The organism is Bradyrhizobium sp. USDA 3262 (assembly GCF_054060035.1).
Window position 1 is genome coordinate 1814839 of sequence record NZ_JBSSCT010000001.1, and the last position, 20911, is coordinate 1835749.

The following is a 20911-nucleotide window of genomic DNA, read 5'->3' on the forward strand; positions in this document are numbered from 1 at the left end:
TCCGCCATTCCGAGCGGATCGGCTCCAACCTCCCCTTGAAAAGGGGAGGTCGCTTTGCTCGGCAGAGCAAAGCGGGTGGGGATCTGCTCTCTCCACAAAGAGCGTCGCCTGTGGCTGACCCCCATCCCGACCTTCCCCCTTTCAGGGGGAAGGAGAAGGCGCACCTGTAGCCCGGATGGAGCGCAGCGTAATCCGGGGTTGCTTCAACCGCGGATGGTCCAGTCCCCGGATTTCGCTGCGCTCCATCCGGGCTACGGGGACTACTTGACCTCACCCGCCGCGAACAGCACGAACGAACGCCCCGCCGCCTTGTACGTGCCGTCGAACGCAAACTGCGCGCCCGGCGGCTCTTCCGGCGCATTGGTATCGAGCAGCAGCGACCAGCGCGGGCCGGCCGACGTCGGCGGCAGCTTGAAGTCGACCTCGCCCTCGTAGCTGTTGAGGATGACAAGCACGGTGTCGTCCTCGCCCTCGCGCGCGATCGCGGTCTTGCGCGCGCGGCCGTCGAGCACGACGCCGAAACATTTGATCCAGCCGGTGGTCCAGTCGGCCTGCGTCATCTCCACGCCTGCCGTGTTGATCCAGACCACGTCGCGGATCTCGAGCTGCGGATCGCGATCGCCGGAGAGGAAGCGGCTGCGGCGCAGGATCGGATAGTCGCGCCGCAGCTTGATCATCCGCTTGGTGAAAGCGAGCAGCTTCCCGGCGTCGTCGGAAAAATTCCAGTCGAACCACGAAATGTCGTTGTCCTGGCAGTACGCATTGTTGTTGCCGCGCTGGGTACGGCCGAACTCGTCGCCGCCGAGCAGCATCGGCGTGCCCTGCGAGGCCAGCAGCGTCGTCAGCATGTTGCGCTTCTGCCGTTCGCGCAACGTGCGGATATCCGGATTGTCGGTCGGGCCCTCGGCGCCGCAATTCCAGGAGTGGTTGTCCGACGAGCCGTCATTGTTGTTCTCGCCGTTGGCCTCGTTGTGCTTGTTGTTGTAGCTCGCCCAGTCGTTCAGGGTGAACCCGTCATGGGCGGTGATGAAGTTGACGCTGGCCCAGGTGCGGCGGCCCTCGCGGTTGAACACGTCGTGCGAGCCGAGCAGCCGCGGCGCCAGCGCGCCGGGCGCCGCCTCGCCGCGCCAGAAATCGCGCACGACGTTGCGATACTTGTCGTTCCATTCCGCCCAGCCTGGCGGGAAGCCACCGACCTGGTAGCCGCCGGGACCGCAGTCCCAAGGCTCGGCGATCAGCTTGACGGTCGCGAGCAGCGGGTCCTGGTTCATCGCCTTCAGGAAGCCGGACTGCTCGTCGAAGCCGTAGACCTCGCGCGCCAGGATGGTGCCGAGATCGAAGCGGAAGCCGTCGACGTGCATGTGGCCGGCCCAGTAACGCAGGCTGTCCATCACCATCTGGATCACCCGCGGATGCGACAGGTTCACCGTGTTGCCGGTGCCGGTGTCGTTGATGTAGTAGCGCCGCTTGTCCGGCAGCAGCCGGTAATAGCTCGCATTGTCGATGCCCTTGAACGACAGCGTCGGGCCGCGCTCATTGCCTTCGGCTGTATGGTTGTAGACGACGTCGAGGATCACCTCGAGGCCGGCGCCATGCAGCCGCGACACCATCTCCTTGAATTCGCGCAGGCTGTTCGGCACGTCGGCGGCGTAGCGCGGATCCGGCGCGAAGAAGCCGATGGTGTTGTAGCCCCAGTAATTGGTGAGGCGCTTGTCGAGGAGGTTGCTGTCGTTGATGAAGGAATGCACCGGCAGCAGCTCGACCGAGGTGATGCCGAGCGCCTTGAGATGATCGATCGCGGCGTTCGAGCCGAAGCCGGCATAGGTGCCGCGCAAATGTTCGTCGACGCCCGGGTGCTGTTTGGTAAACCCCTTGACGTGGGTCTCGTAGACCACGGTCTCGTCCCAATGCACGTCCTGCCGCTGCGCTTCCTGGACCCAGTCGAAATTGGGATCGACCACCACGCATTTCGGCATGAACGGCGCGCTGTCGCGCTCGTCGAAGGTGAGGTCGTCGCCGCTCTCCATCTTGTAGCCGAACACCACCGGATTCCAGGTCAGGCTGCCGGCATGGGCGCAGGCGTAGGGATCGAGCAGCAGCTTGTTCGGATTGAAGCGGTGGCCGCCGTCCGGCTGGTAGGGACCGTAAACGCGATAGCCGTAGAACGTCCCCGGCTGCACGCCGTTGATGAAGCCGTGAAACACCTGGTCGGTATATTCGGGCAGCTCGAAGCGGTGGGTCTCGCGCTCGCCGTCGAACAGGCAGACCTCGACCTTGGTGGCGTTGGCGGAAAACACCGCGAAGTTGGTGCCGTGGCCGCTCCAGTGGGCGCCCAGCGGATAGGGCAGCCCCTCCTCAATGACGTAATCGGACATCGGTCCCCCAGCCATGAGATCAACCTGCAACAAACGCCGCCGCGCGGAAAACGTTGCATGGGCTAGTTTAGCGTCAGTTGCGCTTGGTTCGTATGACGCGGACGGAACGAGATGCAAGGCTCGGCAAGAGATGTCGCGAGAATGCGGACGTATGACTCTCCGCCACAATCTCGATGTCGTCCCGGGCAAGCGCAGCGAGACCCGGGACCCATAACCACGAAAGCAAATTGGCTTGCAAAGCTGGAGCCACGGTGTGCTTCGACAACGCAACCCTGTGGTTATGGGTCCCGGCCCCCGTGCGCAATTGCGCACTAGGCCGGGACGACAGCGGAGGGCTTGTTGAGTGCAATCCTAAATCAGCCGCATGCCCTTGAAGCTGGTATGCCCGTTCTTGCCGACGATGATGTGGTCGTGCACGGCGATCCCGAGCGGCTTGGCGATGTCGACGATGGCTTTCGTCATCTGGATGTCGGCCTGCGACGGCGTCGGGTCGCCGGAGGGATGGTTGTGCAGCAGCATTCTCTCGGAACATATCGCATTGAACCAAAAAGCATTCTTGCTAAGTCGAGAAGTAGCTGGGGTATGGGTTTGGGGCCGGTAGTCTGTGATCCAACGTGTTCTTCATCCTCGACAACGTCTAGTCATTCTGAGGATGCGGTGAACACGTTGGGTCACCAACAACCCTAGACCATTCGAGCGAAATGCTCAAAAGCTGGACGCTTCGAGTTCTGCAATGGCCGACTGGTTCGTTCGAAAGGTTTGTGATCGTCGGCAAACGACCAGGTTCGATTGATCCCAGCGATCGAGCTCCTCGATCGGATAAAGAGGCACTCTGCCGATCTTGATGAACGACGGTCCGATTCGCAGAGATCGCCAGTTGCGGAATGTGCCTTCGCTGATTTGGCCACGGTATCGCTCTATAACTTCATCAATCGTCAGGTAGGTGGGACTCGACACGGACGCTCCTTGTAGCTGCAATCGTGCAACAGCCTGTTGCACGATTGGTTTGATCATCACGCAGAATAGGAGCCCCGGGTCATCGCGGAGAAGGAAGACAGCCCAGCCCAGCTTGGCAGCCGGCTAAGCTGGATGGGCTGATATGCCACCTGGGCGACGTCTTTCGACGCATCACGCCGGCTCTGATATTTCCAAATAGGCGAACCACTCGGACCGTCGGCCGTGCTTGCACTGTAGGCCAACCAGTAGTCACAAAGAGTATCAGGCCCTTAGTGATGCATCGCTCGGCAAACGATGGCCGTTATCCACACGCCAGACATCGCGGTCGTATGCGGCAGACACAATATCCGGCTTCATCCAGCCTGCTCGACGGGGCGGAGTTCAGGCAGACCGCCTACGCGGTCGATCGCGACTTGTCAGAAGCGCCACTTGCCAGTTTCTCAGAAAAGCCGCCGGCGAACCACGCTTATCGATCAGAACCGTTCACAATGGCCAGAGCAACGTGATCAGTGGGACGGCCAACACGATAACGATAACGGAGAGTGGTAGGCCTAACTTCCAATAATCACCGAACCGATAGCCGCCCGGCCCCATTACGAGCGTGTTGCACTGGTGCCCAATCGGCGTCAGGAAATCACATGCCGCTCCAATGGCTACCGCCATCAGGAACGGATCAGGATTAAGGTCGAGATTTCTGGCTACGCCGACCGCGATCGGCGCCATGATGAGGACTGTGGCAGCATTGTTAAGGAAGGGCGTCATCGCCATGGTCGCGACGAGTACAAGCGCGACCGTGCCGGTCGCCGAGAGTTCTCCCGCCACGGCCGAGAGCGCGCCCGCCACGATGCCTGCCGCGCCGGTGCTGCTGACGGCATCGCTAATCGGGATGAGGCAAGCTAGAAGGACCAGGATCGGAGGGTCGAGCGCGCGGTATGCTTCGCCGAGCGTGAGTACATGTAAAAGCACGATCAAAACCGCTGCACCGAAAAAGGCCGCCGTAACGGGAACGAGCTTTGCCGCGATGAGGACGATCGCGATCGCGAGGATCACGAGTGGCAGATAATCTTTACGGGAGGAACCAAAGCCCGTTGCCCGGTCTGTCAAGGGAAGGCAGCCAAGATCCCTTAGGATGTCCGGTGTGCCCACGGTGCTTCCCTGCAGGATGACGACGTCGCCGACCTTGAAAGGCGTCCGGCCCAACCGGGCGTTGCCTGCTTGCCCGGGGCGGCTAATACCAAGCAGATTTACCCCGAATCGGTCGCGCAGCCGCAGGTCTGAAGGCGTGCGGCCAACAAGCTGCGAGTCGGCCATAACAACAGCCTCCACGACGCTGATCTGCGCGGGAGCGAGCGTCTCGTCGGGCGTCTTTGCCGTGCCGACCACATCGAGCCGCGCCTCCTGCGCGAGCTCCTGCACCGCATGGGCATCGCCCTGCAAGACGAGCACGTCGTCCGCAAAAATCCACCAGTGGCCGGAAGGGATATAGCGACGCCCGCCCTCCCGGATGATCGCCGTAACGCTCACCTCGCCGTCGCCAAGAGCTTCGAGCGACTCCACCGTCTTGTCGACAAACGGGGAAGATGCGGGGACTGATGCTTCGATAATATAGGCGTCAACCTGGAAAGCGTCCTGCGCTGAAGCCTGTGCGCCCCGGCTTGCTGGCAGGAGGCGCCAGCCAAAGGCCAGAAAACCGAGACCTGCGACAAGAATGCCGAGCCCGACCGGGGCGAAGTCGAACATCTCGAACGGCTTACCAAGAACCTCCTGGCGGATCCGAGAGACCAGTATATTGGGCGAGGTTCCGACGAGAGTGACGACGCCGCCGATCAACGAGGCGAAGGCCATCGGCATCAGCAGTGTCGACGCAGACGTCCCGCTCCGACGCGCGATTTGCAGAGCGACGGGAAGAAAGATCGCGAGCGCACCGATGTTCTTCATAAATGATGAGAGCAGAGCGACGGAGGTTGCGAGAATAAAGACCTGGGTGCCGGGCGTCCTCATGTAGGGCTCCCCCCTCCTGATCAGGCGCGCGATGACGCCCGATTTGCTTACGCCCGCGCTAATGATGAGCGCGGAAGCGACGATGATGACGACTTGGTCGCTGAAACCTCCGAAGGCTTTGTCGACGGGGACTATCCCGGTGCCCACGGCGGCGAGGAGGCCCAACAGTGCCGCCAAGTCGTAGCGGATCTTCTCCGAGATGAAGAGGACCATCAGCCCAGCGATGACCGCGAAGACAATAACCTGATCGGTGGTCAAGCAGCACCTGGCAAAGGTTGCAGCCGCGCGCGTAGCTGCGGGAGAAGGAACGCAATGTCGTAATCTACAGCGCTTCAGGAGAGTTCCGGCGGAAAGTCGCGCCGCTATGGAGCCAAACGACCGGACGTGCGCCGGTGCCGCAAACTCCGGCTGCGTCCTTCACTAGGTCGTGTACTCATAACGACGGAGCCGGATGACGCGCGTTTGATGTCCTTGTCCCCCAACAGCGGCGCAAAACCGGACATCGCCAAACTTCTGAGAAGGCCACGATCGGACGAAATCTAGCCCCGCTGCAGTGATAGCGAATGCTCTAGGAAGAAGCGCATCATTTCCCTCGTTGCGTCTGGCCCACGCGGATCGGTGTAGGACCCTGCAGGGCTGCCTCCCGACCATGCGTGTCCAGCTCCGTGGATATTCCAGTGCTCAAAGATGCCACGCCCAGCCGCGTCGGCATGGATCGTGCGGGTATAGGCGTGCCCCCCCGGTACTTGCCCGCGATGCACCTTCTTTTGCGTGCCCGTCGCTCTCAGTACCAGCTTACGAATTTGATCGACATTGTTGGGATGGACCGTCGTGTCGCAATCGCCGTGAAAAACAATAGTCGGAACAGGAAGCCGGTCACCGGGAATGACCATGTCATCGTACCTTCCGCCTTGCCGCATGGCGACAAACGCGGAGGGGAGATCAACGGCGGCCCCGCAGGCGAGGCCGGAATGCATACCAATTGCCGCATACAGATCGTTGTACGTTGCTCCCATGATGGCGGCAGCGGCGCCTCCGGCTGACAGTCCACCAACGTAGACTCGCTTTGGATCAACCGAATAGTCGCGCATGATCTGGCGCGTGATACCCGCGATCAGCGAAGGCTCGCCGCTGTCCCGCTGCTGGTCGGCCGTGCGAAACCAGTTCCAGCATTTCGCCTGGTTGGCGTCGCTGCGCTGTGCAGGATAGACCACGAAGCATGTCTGCTCTTCTGCGATGAAATTCATCCTTGTGCCGGCCGCGAAATCGTCCGGCGACTGGGTGCAGCCGTGCAGCATGACGACCAAGGGAAGTGGTTGCCCCTTCTGATAATGGCTGGGGATGAAGAGCCTGTAGGCACGGCTTCCCGCCGCGTTACTATAGGTCCCTTCGATGAACCTTGCGCCATCGGGCACGATGTCGCGTATGGACGGCGGGGCGGGCTTGACCCCATCCCGCAAAGAGAATCCCGGGCGCATCTGCGCACGGTCGAGCAGCGGGCGAAGCACGGACGGCTGGGCGGGTGTGGCCCGCCCGAGGTGCGGACTATCCGGCCCATCGAAAGGATCGGCCTTCGCGTCAATGGTTGGCGGCTCGCGTTCTAGAAGAGCGGTGCGCCCGCTCGTGCGCGGTGGCGTGCTCTCACCGCGCAGCATGCGCTGAAGGAGCGCCGTGGCCTCGGCGAGTTGGCCCTCGCGCGTGAGGCGTGTGGCTTCGCGAATTGCGTCTTGGTTGAGCATCGTCTTCACCTCATCCTGTCGGCGAGAGCGGCCTTTACCAGGGGACTGGCGTGCAATGCTCCCAGCACCGAGACCGAGGCAATGGTCGCGCGAGCGAGTTCGGGCGTGACATCGTGGCCGATGCTTGCAAGCCCCAGAACATTGATGTGCAACATCTCACCGGCTCGCCGCGCCGCTTCGAGTTGCTCGCGGCTGTAATCCCGCAGGCCGAGGTCCAGACTTTTCCGGGCGTAGGATTGCTTGACGACGTCGGCGTGACGTTCGAGTTGGTTGCGGATCGCCGTCCGAATGAAATCGGTCCGGTTCGAGTAGAACCCTTCCTGCACCATAAGATCGACGTGACCCAAGTCGACATAACCCAGATTGATCGTAATTTTTTCGGTCTCGGGGGGCTTCGACCGGAGTTCGCGGACATTGTCGGGCATAGCGCTTCCATCCAATAACCATCTGGTTGGATGGTATATGGATGTCAGGAGGCGACTTTCAAGGCCACTTGGGTCACGGACAAAACTCAATGGGAGCATAACCAGTCCGCTTCGGGCGCATCGGGACCAAAGCGTTCCTTGGCCGCGGATGTTGAGCCCGCCTGCCGAACGGTGATTCAAGCCCCAACCGAAGGGGCCAAATCATTCGCTACGCACTCACCGACGAGGAACGGACTGGCATCAGGCCGTTGCTGCCAATAAACCGCGCGGAGTGCCGCGGGAGAACGACCGTCCCGTCCTCAATGGCATCTTCTAGGTCTCTTGCGATCTGGGGCACCGTGGCGTGATCTGCCGGTCAACTTCGGTCCGCGCACCACTTGTTACAATCGCTTCGTTCGCTGGCGGCGAGCCGGCGTGTGGGCGAGTAGCCCACCAATAAACGAAGCGCACCGATGCGCTATGCTTCGGTCCGCTTCTCTACCCTGCGCGCAATCTGGTTGAACGGTTCTTCAACAAGATCAAGCAGCGTCGTCGAGTCGCGACGCGCTACGACTATCTCGCTGCGAACTACCTCGCCTTTATTCAACTTTCGTCAATGCCGCTATCGCTGCGCGTTAACGAGTCCACGGCCTAGTTCCGGATACGCTTGTACTCGTCGATCACCGCAAGCACCGCGCGATACACATCGTCGGTAGGGTGCTGGGTACAATGATGGTCGACCAACTCAGTGATTTGCTGGGTACTGCTACCGGAGGAGACGTCGCGCTCGGGACGTGGCCCGTACTGGTGGAACGCCGTAATGAAGCCGAGTATCCAAGCGACGCGGGCAGAGGCTTCACTACTGTTGCGATCGGAACTCCATGTCCTGCAGGACACGTTGCCTTGCCCCAGTACCGCTTGCTCTGCGGCCGCGACCTGCACTGTGGGAACGATGATCAAACCCGCTGCCATGAAGGCATACGCAACTTTCACTGGCTTCCTCCATTGAGCAGGCGCGCCGAGCCTCGGAGCGGTCGAGCCGGCCTCGCTGGCCTAAATTAGCGCCGCGAGTAATTTGATCTGTGCAAAATTGACCAGTGCACCCACGTATGCTCTCGCCAGCGCTCACTCCAAGAACGCGCGGCCCGAAAGCTGACGCTCCCGCCATCGACGCATCGCCGTCGCAGTTTCCAAGAACGAAAGCCGGTGGCGAGGGGAATGACTGCCCTCAGCTAGCGGGCGCGCGCGAGGGGCGAACCTCTGAGCCGTTTCAACATGGCGAGCGCTGGAGATTTGTTTTCATTGAAAGCGCCACCAGGTGGAATCGCCCTGATCTCGTCCTCGAACATCATCGTCAGAAGTTGATGTTTGATTGCTATGGTTGAGGGGAGCTTGATCTTGCTTCCGAAGCGTTGGCCTCGCATAGGGGCCTCCTCGACTAGTGGCTGATGTGAGGGAGTTCTGCGCCACTCGTAATGAACATATGGTGATGACGGCGTCGCTTTGCTATCCACAGAAGTGCAGTCATCGCATGGTGGTTCACCAGAGTCAGCGAAGATTTGTTCTGCATGATAGGGCTGGCGACCGGTAGAAATCAGCACGGTCTCATATGCCGACCTGCGCCCACCAGACGTAGCCCGGTTCCAAAATCGACGGTTTGTTCCATACAAGGTGGCGGCCCGAGAGGGGCAAAGTAGACGCCTGGGTCTAACTACGGTGCCGACTCTCCCGTTCAAAGGCAGCGACGGATAAGTGCAATCGTGTTCAAGCTCTTCATCCCCTGGCCATCTCCTTCATCAATGACGAACAACCCTGCGATCGTCGCAATGAAGGGGTTAAATTGGGAAGCCAGCCGCCCGTTCTTGGGGTCAATCTCGCAGGCCGGATGATCGCCATGCAGGGCAATATGCCGTGATATGGTTGCGATCCGCTCCGAAAGCATCGGCGGCCATAGAACGATCAGACATGCTCATTGAGCGGTTGTGGGCAGCGACTGCAGGCTTGCCCGTGCAAAGGAAAACGGAGCGGTACCCCGGTTGGAAGAGAATTATGATCAAGTTCAGAATCAGCCATAGGACAACCTATCGCTATGGCAAGCTCGTTAGCCTGCGCCCGCATCGCCTCATGCTTCGGCCGCGGGAGAGCCGCGAACTCCGTCTGCTGTCAATGGAACTGAGTGTGGAGCCACATGCGGTCGTGACCTGGGCGCAGGACGTTGCAGGGAACATGGTCGCGACAGCCACATTCCAGAGCATGGCGGAGAGGCTGATCATCGATAGCGTTGCCGAATTGGAGCTCGATGCCGTTGCATGGCCGGTTTTCGATGTCGCGGCGTCTGCGATCTTCTATCCATTTCGATACAGCGACGATGAATGGACGGACCTTGGGGCTCTGGCAATTCCGCAGCATCCCGATCCGACGAGACGATTGCGAGAATGGGTTCAAGCCTTTATCCGCAGCAATCCGACCGATACGCTTTCACTTCTCAAGGATATCAATGCCGGCATCCTGGCATGGGTCTCCTACCAGGGTCGCGACGAGGAGGGCACGCAGTCACCCGTGCAGACTCTGGAGCGCGGATGGGGTTCCTGCCGCGACCTCGCGGTCCTCTTCATCGAGGCGGTTCGGACGCTCGGATTCGGAGCGAGGATCGTGTCGGGCTATCTCCACAATCCGGCTCAGGACATCGTCGGATCCGACGGGGCAGGCACAACCCATGCCTGGGCGGAAGTCTATCTGTCGGGCGCGGGCTGGATCACCTTCGATCCGACGAACCGCAGCGTCGGCGGTGTCAATCTCATTCCCGTTGCAGTGGGGCGAGACATCCGGCAGGTGACCCCCGTAGCCGGCAGCTTCGTGGGGATGAGCGATGCCTTCCTTGGCATGTCGGTCGAGGTTCGTGTCGTTTCATAGATGCATCACGCGACGTTCCGCCGATCACAGCAAGAGTCACGATCGCCCTAAGTCCGACGCTGAAGGCAATTCGACGCGCCTTATTCCCTGCGAGAGGACGTTAGCCAGATCAACGCCAGGAATCCCGCTGCGGCCGAGATGACCGAGGCGACCATGACGCCGAGTTTGACCGAGTTCAGAAGGACCGAATCGAAAGCCAGTTCGGCAATGAACAGCGCCATCGTAAAACCGATGCCGGTCAGCAATCCTCCTGCTGCCAGCAGACCCCACGACAACTCGCTCGGACGAATGACGAGGCGCGATTTCACAGCAAGGAAGCTGAAGAGGATCACGCCAACCGGCTTGCCTGCAACGAAAGCGGCGAAGATTGCAGTCGTAAGCGTAGGGTCGAATTTTGCGGCGATCATTGGGACCCCCGCATTGGCCAAGGCAAAAAGAGGCAAGATGCCAAATGCGACCCAAGGATGGAGCGCAATCTCAAGGCGCTCGATCGGGGACAGCGCCTCGCGCGTTGCGATGCCCGCCTTGTTGAGATCATCGCGAGCGGCTGTGTCGTTGCTCCAATGGTCACCAGGCGGATAGGCAACGACCCGATCAAGAATAGCATGGAGACGCCTGTCGCTCACCCAGCTCCGCGCCGGCGTCATCAATCCGAGGATGACCCCCGTCAGGGTCGCGTGGATGCCGGAAGCATCGAACGCGAGCCAGATAACGCCGCCCATAGCGAAATAGACTGGGATGCTGCGCACGCCCAAGCGTGCGATCGCGGCCACGGCGACCAATCCTGCTCCCGCCGCGCCGAGAGCCAGCCAGTTCAAGGCGCCGCCATAGCCGACCGCCACGACCAGGATGGCACCGACATCATCGAAGATCGCGAGCGAGAGCAGGAACAGCCGCAAACTCTCCGGAATGCGCGAACCGAGAACCGCCAGGCAGCCGATCACGAAGGCCGTGTCGGTTGACATCACGGTGCCCCAGCCGCTTGCTCCAGGGCCACCGCCTTCGATCAGTAGGAATACGCTGACTGGCACGACCATCCCGCCGATCGCTGCGGCGACAGGCAATAAGGCCGCTCGGGGATCGCGCAGTTCGCCCAGCACCAGTTCACGTTTCAGCTCGAGCGCAATGACGAAAAAGAAGAGCGTCATCAACCCATCGTTGATCCAATGCTTCAGCGATCGCGATATCTCCAGGCCGCCAAGATTGATCCCGGCGTGGATATCCCACAGGGCGAGAAACGAAGCCGACAACGATGAGTTGGCGAGAGCGAGTGCCACGAGGGTGCTCAGCAACAGGACGGCGCCTGCCATGGCCTCGATGCGAAGGAAACGCATGAATGGCTTGGTCAGCCGATCAGCAGGCACTCTCGGGAGTCGGGAGAGACTCTCGTTCATCTTAAATGCCCCTCCTTGTCTCGGTAGCGGTGGCGACAGGTTCTGCGGCTATAGCGATGCCTGCACCTCGTAGGTCCAGACTCGGAAGGATTTCAGGACATGAGGTCCGAATGAATTGATGAGAGGGACGTCGGCGGCGTCGCGCCCACGCGCGACCACGATCCGGCCAATTCTTGGAACGTTGTTGCGCGGATCGAATGTATGCCACGCACCGTCGAGAAAAACCTCGATCCAGACGTTGAAGTCCGTCGGATCGACGACCGGCACAGCAATGTCGCCCAGATGGCCATTCACATAACGTGCAGGGATGTTGAGGTAGCGGCAGAAGGTGATCGCCAGATGCGGGAAGTCGCGGCAGACCCCGACACGCTCATGGAAGGCGTCGAACGCCGTGCGTGTCGCGCGAGTTTGCATATGTCGAAACGAATGTGGGCTTGCACGAAGTCGCAGATGGTCTGCACCCGGCCCCAACCGGGCGGAATCTTTCCGAATGTATCCCACGCGATCTCGCTGAGACGATCCGTCTCGCAATAGCGGCTGCCCATGAGGTAGCCGAGGCACTCGTCCGGCAGATCCGGCACGGGAGTTCCCGGGCTCGGGCACCACGGGGTCAGCTTGCCATCGTCCTCGATCGTGGCGTCGCCCAAGATCAAGAGGTCGCCAGCCGGCGCGACAAGCCGCCGGCACCGGTTGCCGAAGAAGTCGCGATAGGTCGACACCGGCACATCCGGTGTCGTGACGATCGTCTCGGGAACCTTGATCTCGTCCGCGCGATCCTCATGGACCGATAGCAGGCACACCAACGCGGTCGGTTGTGTGCAGGTCAGGATGATCTCGTAGCCGTAGCGGATCAGCATCGCACCGCCCTACCGGAAATCGGTGGCGGTCAGGGTGTTCGAATTGCGGCGGCTGTGGGAATAGGCCTTGCGTGCAACATCATGGATGGATGCACGCATTGCATCGAACGCCGAAAGATATTGCGCCTCCGACATTCGCGCGCCCCGTGGCTGGCCTCCTGCGAGTGCCGCGATCTCGACAAAAAACCGTATCTCGAACATGCCGTCATGACCGAAGAAGACAACCGCATTGCGCGCCTCATCGAAGCTCCGGCTCGGATTGAGGAAAGCCAGTGTCATGATCGGCACACGGCTATAACCGGCATCAAGGCGGCCGTTGGTAGCCCACTGCGGTCCTTTCTGCAGCTAGCGTAGCGTTCGGCGAGCGACAAACGGTTATCGCTCACTGCCCAACGCCAGAGGGCCGTCATCGTGAGTCGAGGCGTATCTACGCGGGGGAACACGGGATGGAGCGTCCGGGATCGATCCGCCTCTATCTTCCAATCGTCTTGATGGTCAAGCGTGTCGGGCGCCGGTGCTCCGCCCTCATTTTCCCAAACGCCAATCGCGAGGGCATGCCGTCCGAGTTCGGTCTCCGTCCCGGGAGCGTTCATGGTAGTGACCTTTCATCCGGTGTTTCAAATACGCGGAACCTGTGAACATAAAGCTTGTTTCCGTCGCTATCGCTGATCAACATGGCGTCTGGCTGCTGCGGCATGTTGAGAGTCTTTGCAAGCCGCTGTGCAATCTCGATTGCATCATCGAGATTTGCGGCGTGTGCAGTCTCCTGGCCAATGACAGCGTGCGCGTTGTCCGTTTCGCGGATACGGTAGAACTCGATCACGATCTTCATCGCTGATTCCCGACGCCACACAGCGTCACGACCACCGCGCTTTGCCTTTGGCGCGCCTGGTGTTTGTATTCGCGGCGAGTCTGGTTTGGCTGGCGAACGGGTCCGCTGACTTAGGGGCGGCCTTCTCCTGCTTCGGCTTTTTGGCCTCGCGATTGCCGCGCTTCTGTCCCTTAGCCATGACCGAACGTTCTCTCGATGAGAGTGTCGCCTTCGCTACCAGACGAAGTGCTCACCGGCTCGAGGTTGTCCTGCGTCGCCACCCGTTCGTGACGTTCGTCGTCGTTGCGGATACGATATTGCGGAAGCTCTCCACGCGACGGCAAGGTACCGGTAATGTGATAAATGCTGGCGCCTAGGGACCGCCGCACGAAACCGCCCTTTAGCCGGACTGCCTGCCCCACGGCGTAAAGATGGGTCGGGGCGTCGGCGCGCATCGGACGGGTGATACGTCGGGAAAGATTCGGAGCGTTCATGATGTCTTGTTGTCCTTTTCGAGTGCGGCATCGAGGTCCGCTGCATTGATCGGCACCATCTGATGAGTCGATATTTTCACGCCGATCCCAGGCAAATGGATGAATGAGCCAACGCGGCGCCACGCCAGTCGGGAGACGCCTTCAATGGACTCCTCGTCATGGTCGACGCGATAGTCCCCGGCCGGTTGCGGTTTATTAGAGCCTGGTAGCAGGAACGCATTCGTAAAGCGGACGATGGCTTGTGTCGTACGGTTGGCCATGGTTGCGGGTCTCCGCAGGGCCACGGAATGACCGCGTGCCCGGTGTGCCCATTCGGACCGGAACGCTCTCCTAGCAGCCAGTACATTCGTGGTCAGCGTCGGAGTTCATTCCAGAGATCGAATGGAGCGACATGCCGCGCCGGAGGGCGCATGCATTCGCTATCGAACATTCGTAAGAGGATGGCGGGTCTCTGACACCGCAAAGCCATATCGGCCAAATCAACGAACCTTATTTATATGGGCCTCGACTGAGTTCTAAACAAGGAGATCGGCTCGCTTTTGTATCGATCTCCGGCCTGGCCAGGAGCAGGCTCACCCACCCCGGTGAGAGGGATCAACTTGCAGCGGTGGACGTCGTCGTCGTCGAAATCGTGATCTGTCGCTTCTCCGCTCATGTCCAGGCGACGCAAGTGTCTCTGGCTGCTAAGGTATTCAGCTCGCGTCAATGTCTTACGCTTCGGCCTAAGGTCGTCCACGCTGGACGCGCCAACCTCCATCCACATTTGCTGAATTCGATTATTTCTGACACCGAACGATTATTCTCGCGGGCGCTTTTCGTTCGTTTCAATCGCATCCCTGTCGTTACTTGGTTCAGATCGATCTTTGGGGACAGCTTTGCTTTTGCCGGACTGGTTGCCCGGATTGAAATGATACGTGCCTTCCGGTTTTTCGCCGGGCTGCTTTTCGTTCGGATTTTTGTTGTTGTTATCAGGCATGAAACTCTCCATTGGATATGCCGACAACAGTGGCGCAATGGATAAGTTCCTTTCTAGATCGCGGTAGTTTGGTGGGCCCGATACGCGGAAATCCGACAGCGCCCGTGGGTGATGATGCGTTAATTTGTACAAAGGGAACAGCAGGCAGCCCCTTCCGGCACATGCAGCTTCTTCCGCGATAATTGGAACGAAAACTCGACTGCCCCGGTTCTAGAACATCTGCAACATTTCTCATTTTCCTGAGGCATCGTGCAGACCCCCTGAGGTATTGCACATGGCCTTTCCGCAAAAACATTCTTCCTCATTTCTGTCCCACTGTCTGGTCGCCTTCAGTCGATATCCTATAACGACCGCCCTTGCTGGGGCAGCGACCCTTATGGCAGGGACAGCGCTCGCCAACCGGCATTTTGCCAGGAAAGCGCAACGCGATAACCCGCCACGGGGGCATTTCATCGACGTCGATGGGGTTCATCTGCACTACGTGGAACGCGGAAATGGCCTGCCGCTGGTTCTGTTTCACGGCAATGGCAGCATGATCCAGGATTTCGAGTCGAGCGGTTTGATCGATCTGGCGGCCGAAAATTACAGGGTCATCGTGTTCGATCGTCCGGGATTCGGACATAGCTTGCGGCCCCGGAATGTCGTTTGGACCCCGGAAGCGCAGGCAGATCTGTTCAAGAAGGCGCTTGATCGACTGAATGTTCAGCAAGCGATTGTGCTCGGGCATTCTTGGGGGGCCTCCGTTGCCGTAGCGCTGGCAATAAGGCACCCGTCTTTCGTCGAAGCGCTGGTGCTCGCCTCGGGATATTATTTCCCAACTGCCCGCGCTGACGTAACGGCCTCATCGCTACCTGCGATACCCGGGCTCGGGGATATCATCAGCTACACCATCTCGCCGATTCTCAGTCGTTTGATGTGGCCCGTCATGTTGCGCAAGGTGTTCGGCCCGCGATCAGTTCCCGCGAAATTCAGCGGTTTTCCAAAAGAAATGGCCGTCCGGCCATCCCAGATACGCGCTAGCGCCGCGGAGGCGGCGTTGATGATTCCCGCCGCATTTGCATCCTCGAAGACTTACGGCGAACTTGAGATGCCTACGATCATACTTGCCGGTGAGAACGACCGTCTGATCGACATCAATGAGCAGTCGGTCAGGCTGCACGACGAAGTCAAGCAGAGCAGATTGCACCGCATCGCCGGCGCGGGGCACATGATCCAACAGTCTGCCACTGCTGATCTGATGGCGGCCATCAACGAAGCCGCTGCCGAAACTTTGCATTAGTTCATCGGCAAACAAAGAAGCGCTGTCAGATATCGCTACCGCTGACGGGTTAGAATGGTTTGAGGCGGGTGACGCGGGTTCGGGTTCCAGGACAGTTCACACCGGGACTGGAGGGAAGACCGTGGTTTCGCTTTCGACGTTGCCGGAGCATCCCCCGCCGTCGCCACAGCGGGACGCTAGGGTACCGCCGGAGCCGAATGCCCTGCCAACCGCGGCGGCCGACAATGTTGAAATGCCGCTGCCGTCCAATCCGCAGACGTTCTTTCTCGGCAGTCTGTTAGCCTTGGCCGTTTTGGCGGCCGTCTACGTGGCCAGCTCGATCATATTGCCCGTAGTGCTCGCTTTCGTATTGCAGCTCATTCTGCAACCCGCCGTGCGTCTCCTTGAACGGGTCCGTCTACCCCGCGCCGTCGGAGCGCTCTTGGCGATCCTGTTGGTCGTCGGAGCGCTTGTTGGCTTTGTGGCAGCTTTGTCCGTGCCTGCCACAACGTGGGCTGAGAAATTGCCGGAAGGCATACCGCGCCTGGAGGCTCACATGGTCGTCCTGAAGCGCCCGATCGAAGTGCTGCAAAAGACCATCCAGCAGGCCGAGCATGTCGCAGACGCTCCGGGAAAAAGTGACTCCACCGTTTCGGTTCGCCGGGATCTCGGTCTTACGGGCGCACTCTTTGCCGGCACGCGTGCCGTCCTGGACGGCTTGTTTACGACCGTTCTGGTGCTTTATTTTCTGTTGGTCGCAGGCGAGATCTTCCTGCGACGTATCGTCGAGGTGCTGCCGAATTTTGCCGACAAGCGGCAAGCTGTGGACATCTCTCAGCAGATCGAAGCGGACATATCCGCCTATCTGCTGACAATCACCGCCATGAATGCTGCGGTGGGAGTCGCGACGGCGATTGCAATGTATCTCTGCGGGCTGGGAGACCCCCTGTTGTGGGGAGCCGCCGCCTTCCTGCTCAACTATGTTCCAATTCTGGGACCGCTGTTTGGAACCATCATTTTCCTCCTGGCCGGAATGTTGAGCTTCGACAGCTTGTGGTGGGCCCTGCTCCCGCCGGCCCTCTATTTCGGTATCCATCTCGTCGAAGGCGAGACGCTGACGCCTATGCTTCTCGCGCGGCGTTTCACCTTGAACCCCGTGCTGGTCATCCTGTCGCTGGTGTTCTGGTTCTGGATGTGGGGCGTGCCAGGCGCGATCCTGGCCGTTCCAATGCTGGCCGTCCTAAAAATCGTCAGCGATCGGCTGCGCCCGCTAAAGCCTTTGGGACACCTGCTTGAAGGCTAATGGCGGTGCAGATCCTTGCGCGCGGGACCGGCGGCTGAGAGACGAAGCGGCTGGCGTCCGCTTTGGCGCGGGCTGCGCTAACCAATGTTGCGGTTCCGCTATTAAGCGGGAAGAGGCATCTCACTCGCGCAATCCCAACGTTTACAAGGGCTAGCAGGCAGACGTCATCTCGCGAAACGAAACAAGCTTATGTCGATCCTCATCCCAAAGGACCTTGTGCACACAGCGAAGGCTCTGGAAGAGCGTCAGCCGCCCGACGGCAGAAAGTTGCGGGTGATCCCGCAGCACCTGATGCAAGCGGTAATAAGGAATCCGGCTACATAGATGGTGGACGTGATGCACGCCGATATTGGCGGTAAACCAGCGCAAGACGATTGGCAAATCATAATGCGAGCTGCCGTGTAATCCGGCTTCATGAAAATCCCAACCCTCCTCGTGAGCCCAGAATGTATCTTCGAACTGGTGCTGGACATAGAACAGCCAGACCCCGATCGAGGCGGCGAGAAGCGTGATCGGCACCTGAACAAGCAGGAATGGACCAACGCCGACGAGCCACATCATCGGCGCGATCAAAACCACGATTGCAGCATTTGTTGCCATCGCGCTTACCCAGGGTTGCCAACCACTGCGCATCAGTCCCATCGGCAGCCGGTGCCGCAAGATGAATAGATACGCCGGCCCGATGCCGAACATGACGATTGGGTGACGGTACAGGCGATACAGCAGCCGGCGCCCCCTGGACAGCGCCTTGAATTCACGGACGGTCAGCGTGTCGATGTCCCCAATTCCACGCCGATCGAGATTACCCGAGCTTGCATGATGCAACGCGTGGGTGCGCCGCCAGAAATCGTACGGCGTCAATGTCAGCACGCCTATAACGCGTCCGACCCAATCGTTTGCGAGACGATGGCGAAAGAATGATCCGTGGCCACAGTCGTGCTGGATCATGAAGAGGCGTACGAGGAAGCCTGAAGCCGGTACGGCCAGCAGAAGGCCAATCCAATAGCGGGCATCGAGAGCAGCCCACATCAAAACCCACAGAAGGAAAAACGGCACTGCCGTGATCAGGGTCTCGAAGATGCTGCGCGCGCTATTCAGTTCGCGATAGCGGCCCATTGCACGGGCCAGGGCTCGGGAATCGGACGTGGGGACATTGGTCGCGCGTTGATCCATGCTAATGGCTTCCGCTGAATGACGCTCTCCGGCCGAGAAACGCGAATGGGCCGGCGCTTTACCGCACCGCGTGGTTGAGGCCTATTGCGGTCCGTGTCATTCAGGACACGTCGCCACGCCAGAGCTACGATGGCATCCACCAATATAACACATAGCCAGGGCACAGTTGGTCAATCTTGCTCATCGTCCCGTCTGATCTGGGGGTGATCATGCAGAACGACGCTCAACAGCGAGCTGTGAACCTTCAAAGTACCATTGTACTCGATGAAGCCCAGTTCCCGGAACTTGTTCATGAAATGACTGACGCGAGACCGCGTGGTCCCGATCATATCCGCCAACGTTTCTTGGCTGACCTTTGCAATGATTGGCTCGGGTTTTCCCTCCTTGCCGAAATTGGCCAGCAGAAGGAGCGCCCGCGCCAAGCGCTTCTCACTAGAATTGAACAATTGATCAACCAGATCCTCCTCGACTCGAATGGTTCGAGCCAAGAGATGCGCAACGAACATCTCGGAAAAGGCCGGCTCGTCGTGGAGGACGCGGATCATGGTGCTCTTTTCCATCCGCATGATCTCGCAGTCCGTCATTGCCGTCGCAGTCGCCATGCGCCGAGGCTGGCCCGCGAGACAACCTTCGCCGCAGAATTCATCTGGCCCCAGGATGGCTACCACCGCTTCCTTGCCTTGTGCGGAGTTCACCGTCACCTTCACCTTTCCGTGTTGGATATAGAGGACTGAATCGGCCGGATCACCCTGCGCAAAGATGACTTGATTTATCTGGTGCTTGGAGATGGTCCGCCCCCCGTTAGCCTTGGCGAGGAAGGCCTTGGGATCGAACGTGGGCTCTGCTTTCCGTGTCATGATGGGGTCTCTTTCCTTGGCCTCCCATACACACTGGAGACGCGTGACAGAAATCTGAATGTTGTCCGCACTTAGATGATCCTGAAGCATCCGGGCGAGACGTTTTTTGTAGCTCCGCCCGTCGCCCGATGCGCGTGAGCAATATTATACAGTTCTCCGTCGGCATCGACGCTACGCTTCAATTGCTGGACGTTTTGGTGGTTTGTCAGCCCTTGCGTTGATCCGGCAAGGCCCGGCGCGGTCGCGTCGCCACGGGGCTTCGCAGCGTGTACGGGGACTGCGACAATTATGCATTCCATCGCCTTCAGAGATCAGTTCACCAATGTCGCGGACGCATGCGCGCTCGCTCAGGGCATCGTCGACACCGTCCGCGCGCCCATTCTCGTACTGGACAATGAACTGCGCGTGGTCGCCGCGAGCCGCTCCTTTTATTCGACATTCAAGGTCAGCCCGGAGAACACCCAAGGCCGGCATTTGTATGCCTTGGGCGACGGACAATGGGACATTCCAAAACTGCGGGAATTGCTCGAAAAGGTCATATCGCAGCACGGTGTTATGGAAGGCTACGACGTCGAGCATGAATTCCCCGATCTCGGACACCGCAGAATCCGTTTAAGCGCCCGGCAAGTGTTCTACGAGGGTGGTGCCCAAGCAACCGTTCTGCTCGGCATGGAAGACGTCACGGAGCGACGCGCCCTGGAGCGCGAGAAAGACGAGTTGCTACGGGAGAAGGACATGCTCCTTGATGAGCTTCAGCACCGCATTTCAAACAGCCTGCAAATCATCGCCAGCATCATCTTGATGAAGGCGAAGACGGTGGAGTCTGAGGAGACGCGCGTCCACCTGCAAGATGCCCACAAGCGCGTCATGTCCGTTGCGGCCGTACAGCGACAACTCCATGGATCCGGGGCCAGCGGACCTATTGAGATGATGCCTTATCTGACCAGGCTATGCGACACGCTCGCAACGTCGATGATCGGTGATACGCGGCCCGTCTCGCTGAAAGTGGTCGGGGAGGCAGGCAACGCGACGTCCCGTCAGGCCGAGAGTCTTGGCTTGATTGTCACCGAACTTGTCATGAATGCCCTGAAGCACGCGTTTCCAAATGATGAGATCGATTGCCGGATTTCCGTCGCATATGAGGTCCATGGGACGAACTGGAAGCTTTCGGTCGCGGACAATGGCGTCGGCAAGCCGGACGGTGTCTTTGCTCAACCGAAAACCGGGCTCGGCACGGGCATCGTGAATGCGCTCGCCCAACAACTCGGTGCTACTGTCGAGACTGTGGCGGGTCCCGCAGGAACCACCGTGGCGATCACCCATGCAACGTTTGCCACAAACGCAATCCATGCCGCGTAAGCGGCTTCGCCGCCTCGGCCACAGCAACACTGCGTCGACG

At 59.8% G+C, this 20911-nt stretch carries 19 protein-coding genes and 4 pseudogenes; 6 read left to right on the forward strand and 17 right to left on the reverse strand.

Annotated elements, in window-relative coordinates; translation table 11 throughout:
• Nucleotides 1-260: 260 nt before the first annotated feature.
• The 6 genes and pseudogenes from glgX to ACVWYP_RS08395 all read right to left on the reverse strand — a co-directional run bounded on the left by glgX (nucleotide 261) and on the right by ACVWYP_RS08395 (nucleotide 7497).
• The gene (gene glgX, locus ACVWYP_RS08370; RefSeq protein ID WP_304498374.1) at nucleotides 261-2375 is read right to left on the reverse strand and encodes a glycogen debranching protein GlgX; all 2115 of its coding nucleotides are present in this window, start codon (nucleotides 2373-2375) and stop codon (nucleotides 261-263) included.
• A gap of 351 nt (nucleotides 2376-2726) precedes the next feature.
• A pseudogene (locus ACVWYP_RS08375) lies at nucleotides 2727-2894 on the reverse strand (JAB domain-containing protein); the annotation flags it as partial.
• Nucleotides 2895-3080: 186 nt separating this feature from the next.
• Nucleotides 3081-3332 carry a helix-turn-helix transcriptional regulator gene (locus ACVWYP_RS08380; protein WP_456684017.1) on the reverse strand — a complete coding sequence of 84 codons (252 nt, stop codon included), beginning with the start codon at nucleotides 3330-3332 and terminating at the stop codon, nucleotides 3081-3083.
• A gap of 483 nt (nucleotides 3333-3815) precedes the next feature.
• On the reverse strand, nucleotides 3816-5591 hold the full coding sequence (locus tag ACVWYP_RS08385) for an SLC13 family permease (RefSeq protein ID WP_456684018.1): 1776 nt from the start codon (nucleotides 5589-5591) through the stop codon (nucleotides 3816-3818).
• 281 nt (nucleotides 5592-5872) lie between these two features.
• The gene (locus tag ACVWYP_RS08390; protein WP_456684019.1) at nucleotides 5873-7072 is read right to left on the reverse strand and encodes an extracellular catalytic domain type 1 short-chain-length polyhydroxyalkanoate depolymerase; all 1200 of its coding nucleotides are present in this window, start codon (nucleotides 7070-7072) and stop codon (nucleotides 5873-5875) included.
• A gap of 5 nt (nucleotides 7073-7077) precedes the next feature.
• Nucleotides 7078-7497 (reverse strand): CopG family transcriptional regulator, encoded by a 420-nt coding sequence (locus ACVWYP_RS08395; protein WP_126700697.1) that lies wholly within the window; start codon nucleotides 7495-7497, stop codon nucleotides 7078-7080.
• Nucleotides 7498-7697: 200 nt separating this feature from the next.
• On the opposite strand from ACVWYP_RS08395, the pseudogene ACVWYP_RS08400 reads away from it, so the two are divergent.
• Both ACVWYP_RS08400 and ACVWYP_RS08405 read left to right on the forward strand, forming a co-directional pair.
• A pseudogene (locus ACVWYP_RS08400) lies at nucleotides 7698-7917 on the forward strand (transposase); the annotation flags it as partial.
• Between the two features lie 55 nt (nucleotides 7918-7972).
• Nucleotides 7973-8131 (forward strand): annotated as a pseudogene (locus ACVWYP_RS08405) (IS5/IS1182 family transposase); the annotation flags it as partial.
• Here ACVWYP_RS08405 and ACVWYP_RS08410 read toward each other — a convergent pair.
• Both ACVWYP_RS08410 and ACVWYP_RS08415 read right to left on the reverse strand, forming a co-directional pair.
• Nucleotides 8128-8469, reverse strand: a complete 342-nt coding sequence (locus tag ACVWYP_RS08410; RefSeq protein ID WP_456684020.1) for a hypothetical protein — start codon at nucleotides 8467-8469, stop codon at nucleotides 8128-8130. The pseudogene ACVWYP_RS08405 and the gene ACVWYP_RS08410 overlap by 4 nt on opposite strands.
• A gap of 739 nt (nucleotides 8470-9208) precedes the next feature.
• Nucleotides 9209-9418 carry a hypothetical protein gene (locus ACVWYP_RS08415; RefSeq protein ID WP_456684021.1) on the reverse strand — a complete coding sequence of 70 codons (210 nt, stop codon included), beginning with the start codon at nucleotides 9416-9418 and terminating at the stop codon, nucleotides 9209-9211.
• A 107-nt stretch (nucleotides 9419-9525) separates the two neighbouring features.
• Here ACVWYP_RS08415 and ACVWYP_RS08420 point away from each other — a divergent pair, with 107 nt between their 5' ends.
• Nucleotides 9526-10389 carry a transglutaminase family protein gene (locus tag ACVWYP_RS08420; RefSeq protein WP_456684022.1) on the forward strand — a complete coding sequence of 288 codons (864 nt, stop codon included), beginning with the start codon at nucleotides 9526-9528 and terminating at the stop codon, nucleotides 10387-10389.
• 80 nt (nucleotides 10390-10469) lie between these two features.
• On the opposite strand, the gene nhaA is transcribed toward ACVWYP_RS08420, so the two are convergent.
• The 7 genes and pseudogenes from nhaA to ACVWYP_RS08455 all read right to left on the reverse strand — a co-directional run bounded on the left by nhaA (nucleotide 10470) and on the right by ACVWYP_RS08455 (nucleotide 14921).
• Nucleotides 10470-11783 carry a Na+/H+ antiporter NhaA gene (gene nhaA / locus ACVWYP_RS08425; protein WP_456684023.1) on the reverse strand — a complete coding sequence of 438 codons (1314 nt, stop codon included), beginning with the start codon at nucleotides 11781-11783 and terminating at the stop codon, nucleotides 10470-10472.
• 48 nt (nucleotides 11784-11831) lie between these two features.
• Nucleotides 11832-12640 (reverse strand): annotated as a pseudogene (locus tag ACVWYP_RS08430) (transglutaminase-like domain-containing protein).
• A 9-nt stretch (nucleotides 12641-12649) separates the two neighbouring features.
• Nucleotides 12650-12919: a DUF1488 family protein gene (locus ACVWYP_RS08435; RefSeq protein ID WP_126700715.1), complete on the reverse strand. Its 270-nt coding sequence runs from the start codon at nucleotides 12917-12919 to the stop codon at nucleotides 12650-12652.
• 310 nt (nucleotides 12920-13229) lie between these two features.
• Nucleotides 13230-13472, reverse strand: coding sequence for a hypothetical protein (locus ACVWYP_RS08440; RefSeq protein ID WP_456684024.1), 243 nt, complete (start codon nucleotides 13470-13472; stop codon nucleotides 13230-13232).
• A 170-nt stretch (nucleotides 13473-13642) separates the two neighbouring features.
• A complete protein-coding gene (locus ACVWYP_RS08445; protein ID WP_126700691.1) occupies nucleotides 13643-13945 on the reverse strand; it encodes a hypothetical protein in 303 nt (100 codons plus the stop codon).
• Complete coding sequence (locus ACVWYP_RS08450; protein ID WP_456684025.1) at nucleotides 13942-14205, reverse strand: hypothetical protein; 264 nt, start codon at nucleotides 14203-14205, stop codon at nucleotides 13942-13944. The genes ACVWYP_RS08445 and ACVWYP_RS08450 overlap by 4 nt, the downstream gene beginning before the upstream one ends.
• A 536-nt stretch (nucleotides 14206-14741) precedes the next feature.
• The gene (locus ACVWYP_RS08455; RefSeq protein WP_126700689.1) at nucleotides 14742-14921 is read right to left on the reverse strand and encodes an immunoglobulin domain-containing family protein; all 180 of its coding nucleotides are present in this window, start codon (nucleotides 14919-14921) and stop codon (nucleotides 14742-14744) included.
• A 376-nt stretch (nucleotides 14922-15297) separates the two neighbouring features.
• On the opposite strand from ACVWYP_RS08455, the gene ACVWYP_RS08460 reads away from it, so the two are divergent.
• Together ACVWYP_RS08460 and ACVWYP_RS08465 are read left to right on the forward strand one after the other, a co-directional pair.
• Nucleotides 15298-16200: an alpha/beta fold hydrolase gene (locus tag ACVWYP_RS08460; protein WP_456684026.1), complete on the forward strand. Its 903-nt coding sequence runs from the start codon at nucleotides 15298-15300 to the stop codon at nucleotides 16198-16200.
• Nucleotides 16201-16321: 121 nt separating this feature from the next.
• The gene (locus ACVWYP_RS08465) at nucleotides 16322-17482 is read left to right on the forward strand and encodes an AI-2E family transporter (RefSeq protein WP_456684027.1); all 1161 of its coding nucleotides are present in this window, start codon (nucleotides 16322-16324) and stop codon (nucleotides 17480-17482) included.
• Between the two features lie 150 nt (nucleotides 17483-17632).
• Here ACVWYP_RS08465 and ACVWYP_RS08470 read toward each other — a convergent pair whose 3' ends face one another.
• The gene (locus ACVWYP_RS08470) at nucleotides 17633-18655 is read right to left on the reverse strand and encodes a fatty acid desaturase (RefSeq protein ID WP_456684028.1); all 1023 of its coding nucleotides are present in this window, start codon (nucleotides 18653-18655) and stop codon (nucleotides 17633-17635) included.
• Between the two features lie 170 nt (nucleotides 18656-18825).
• Nucleotides 18826-19512, reverse strand: coding sequence for a Crp/Fnr family transcriptional regulator (locus ACVWYP_RS08475; protein ID WP_126700687.1), 687 nt, complete (start codon nucleotides 19510-19512; stop codon nucleotides 18826-18828).
• Between the two features lie 288 nt (nucleotides 19513-19800).
• Between ACVWYP_RS08475 and ACVWYP_RS08480 the strand changes: the two genes are divergently transcribed.
• A complete protein-coding gene (locus ACVWYP_RS08480) occupies nucleotides 19801-20871 on the forward strand; it encodes a sensor histidine kinase (protein WP_456684029.1) in 1071 nt (356 codons plus the stop codon).
• Nucleotides 20872-20911 lie beyond the last annotated feature (40 nt).

Coding starts and splice junctions, on each gene's coding strand:
- glgX (WP_304498374.1), bottom strand. CDS start 2,375: ATGTCCGATTACGTCATTGAGGAGGGGCTGCCCTATCCGCTGGGCGCC.
- ACVWYP_RS08390 (WP_456684019.1), bottom strand. CDS start 7,072: ATGCTCAACCAAGACGCAATTCGCGAAGCCACACGCCTCACGCGCGAG.
- ACVWYP_RS08395 (WP_126700697.1), bottom strand. CDS start 7,497: ATGCCCGACAATGTCCGCGAACTCCGGTCGAAGCCCCCCGAGACCGAA.
- ACVWYP_RS08415 (WP_456684021.1), bottom strand. CDS start 9,418: ATGCTTTCGGAGCGGATCGCAACCATATCACGGCATATTGCCCTGCAT.
- ACVWYP_RS08420 (WP_456684022.1), top strand. CDS start 9,526: ATGATCAAGTTCAGAATCAGCCATAGGACAACCTATCGCTATGGCAAG.
- nhaA (WP_456684023.1), bottom strand. CDS start 11,783: ATGAACGAGAGTCTCTCCCGACTCCCGAGAGTGCCTGCTGATCGGCTG.
- ACVWYP_RS08435 (WP_126700715.1), bottom strand. CDS start 12,919: ATGACACTGGCTTTCCTCAATCCGAGCCGGAGCTTCGATGAGGCGCGC.
- ACVWYP_RS08440 (WP_456684024.1), bottom strand. CDS start 13,472: ATGAAGATCGTGATCGAGTTCTACCGTATCCGCGAAACGGACAACGCG.
- ACVWYP_RS08445 (WP_126700691.1), bottom strand. CDS start 13,945: ATGAACGCTCCGAATCTTTCCCGACGTATCACCCGTCCGATGCGCGCC.
- ACVWYP_RS08450 (WP_456684025.1), bottom strand. CDS start 14,205: ATGGCCAACCGTACGACACAAGCCATCGTCCGCTTTACGAATGCGTTC.
- ACVWYP_RS08455 (WP_126700689.1), bottom strand. CDS start 14,921: ATGCCTGATAACAACAACAAAAATCCGAACGAAAAGCAGCCCGGCGAA.
- ACVWYP_RS08460 (WP_456684026.1), top strand. CDS start 15,298: ATGGCAGGGACAGCGCTCGCCAACCGGCATTTTGCCAGGAAAGCGCAA.
- ACVWYP_RS08470 (WP_456684028.1), bottom strand. CDS start 18,655: ATGGATCAACGCGCGACCAATGTCCCCACGTCCGATTCCCGAGCCCTG.
- ACVWYP_RS08475 (WP_126700687.1), bottom strand. CDS start 19,512: ATGACACGGAAAGCAGAGCCCACGTTCGATCCCAAGGCCTTCCTCGCC.
- ACVWYP_RS08480 (WP_456684029.1), top strand. CDS start 19,801: ATGCATTCCATCGCCTTCAGAGATCAGTTCACCAATGTCGCGGACGCA.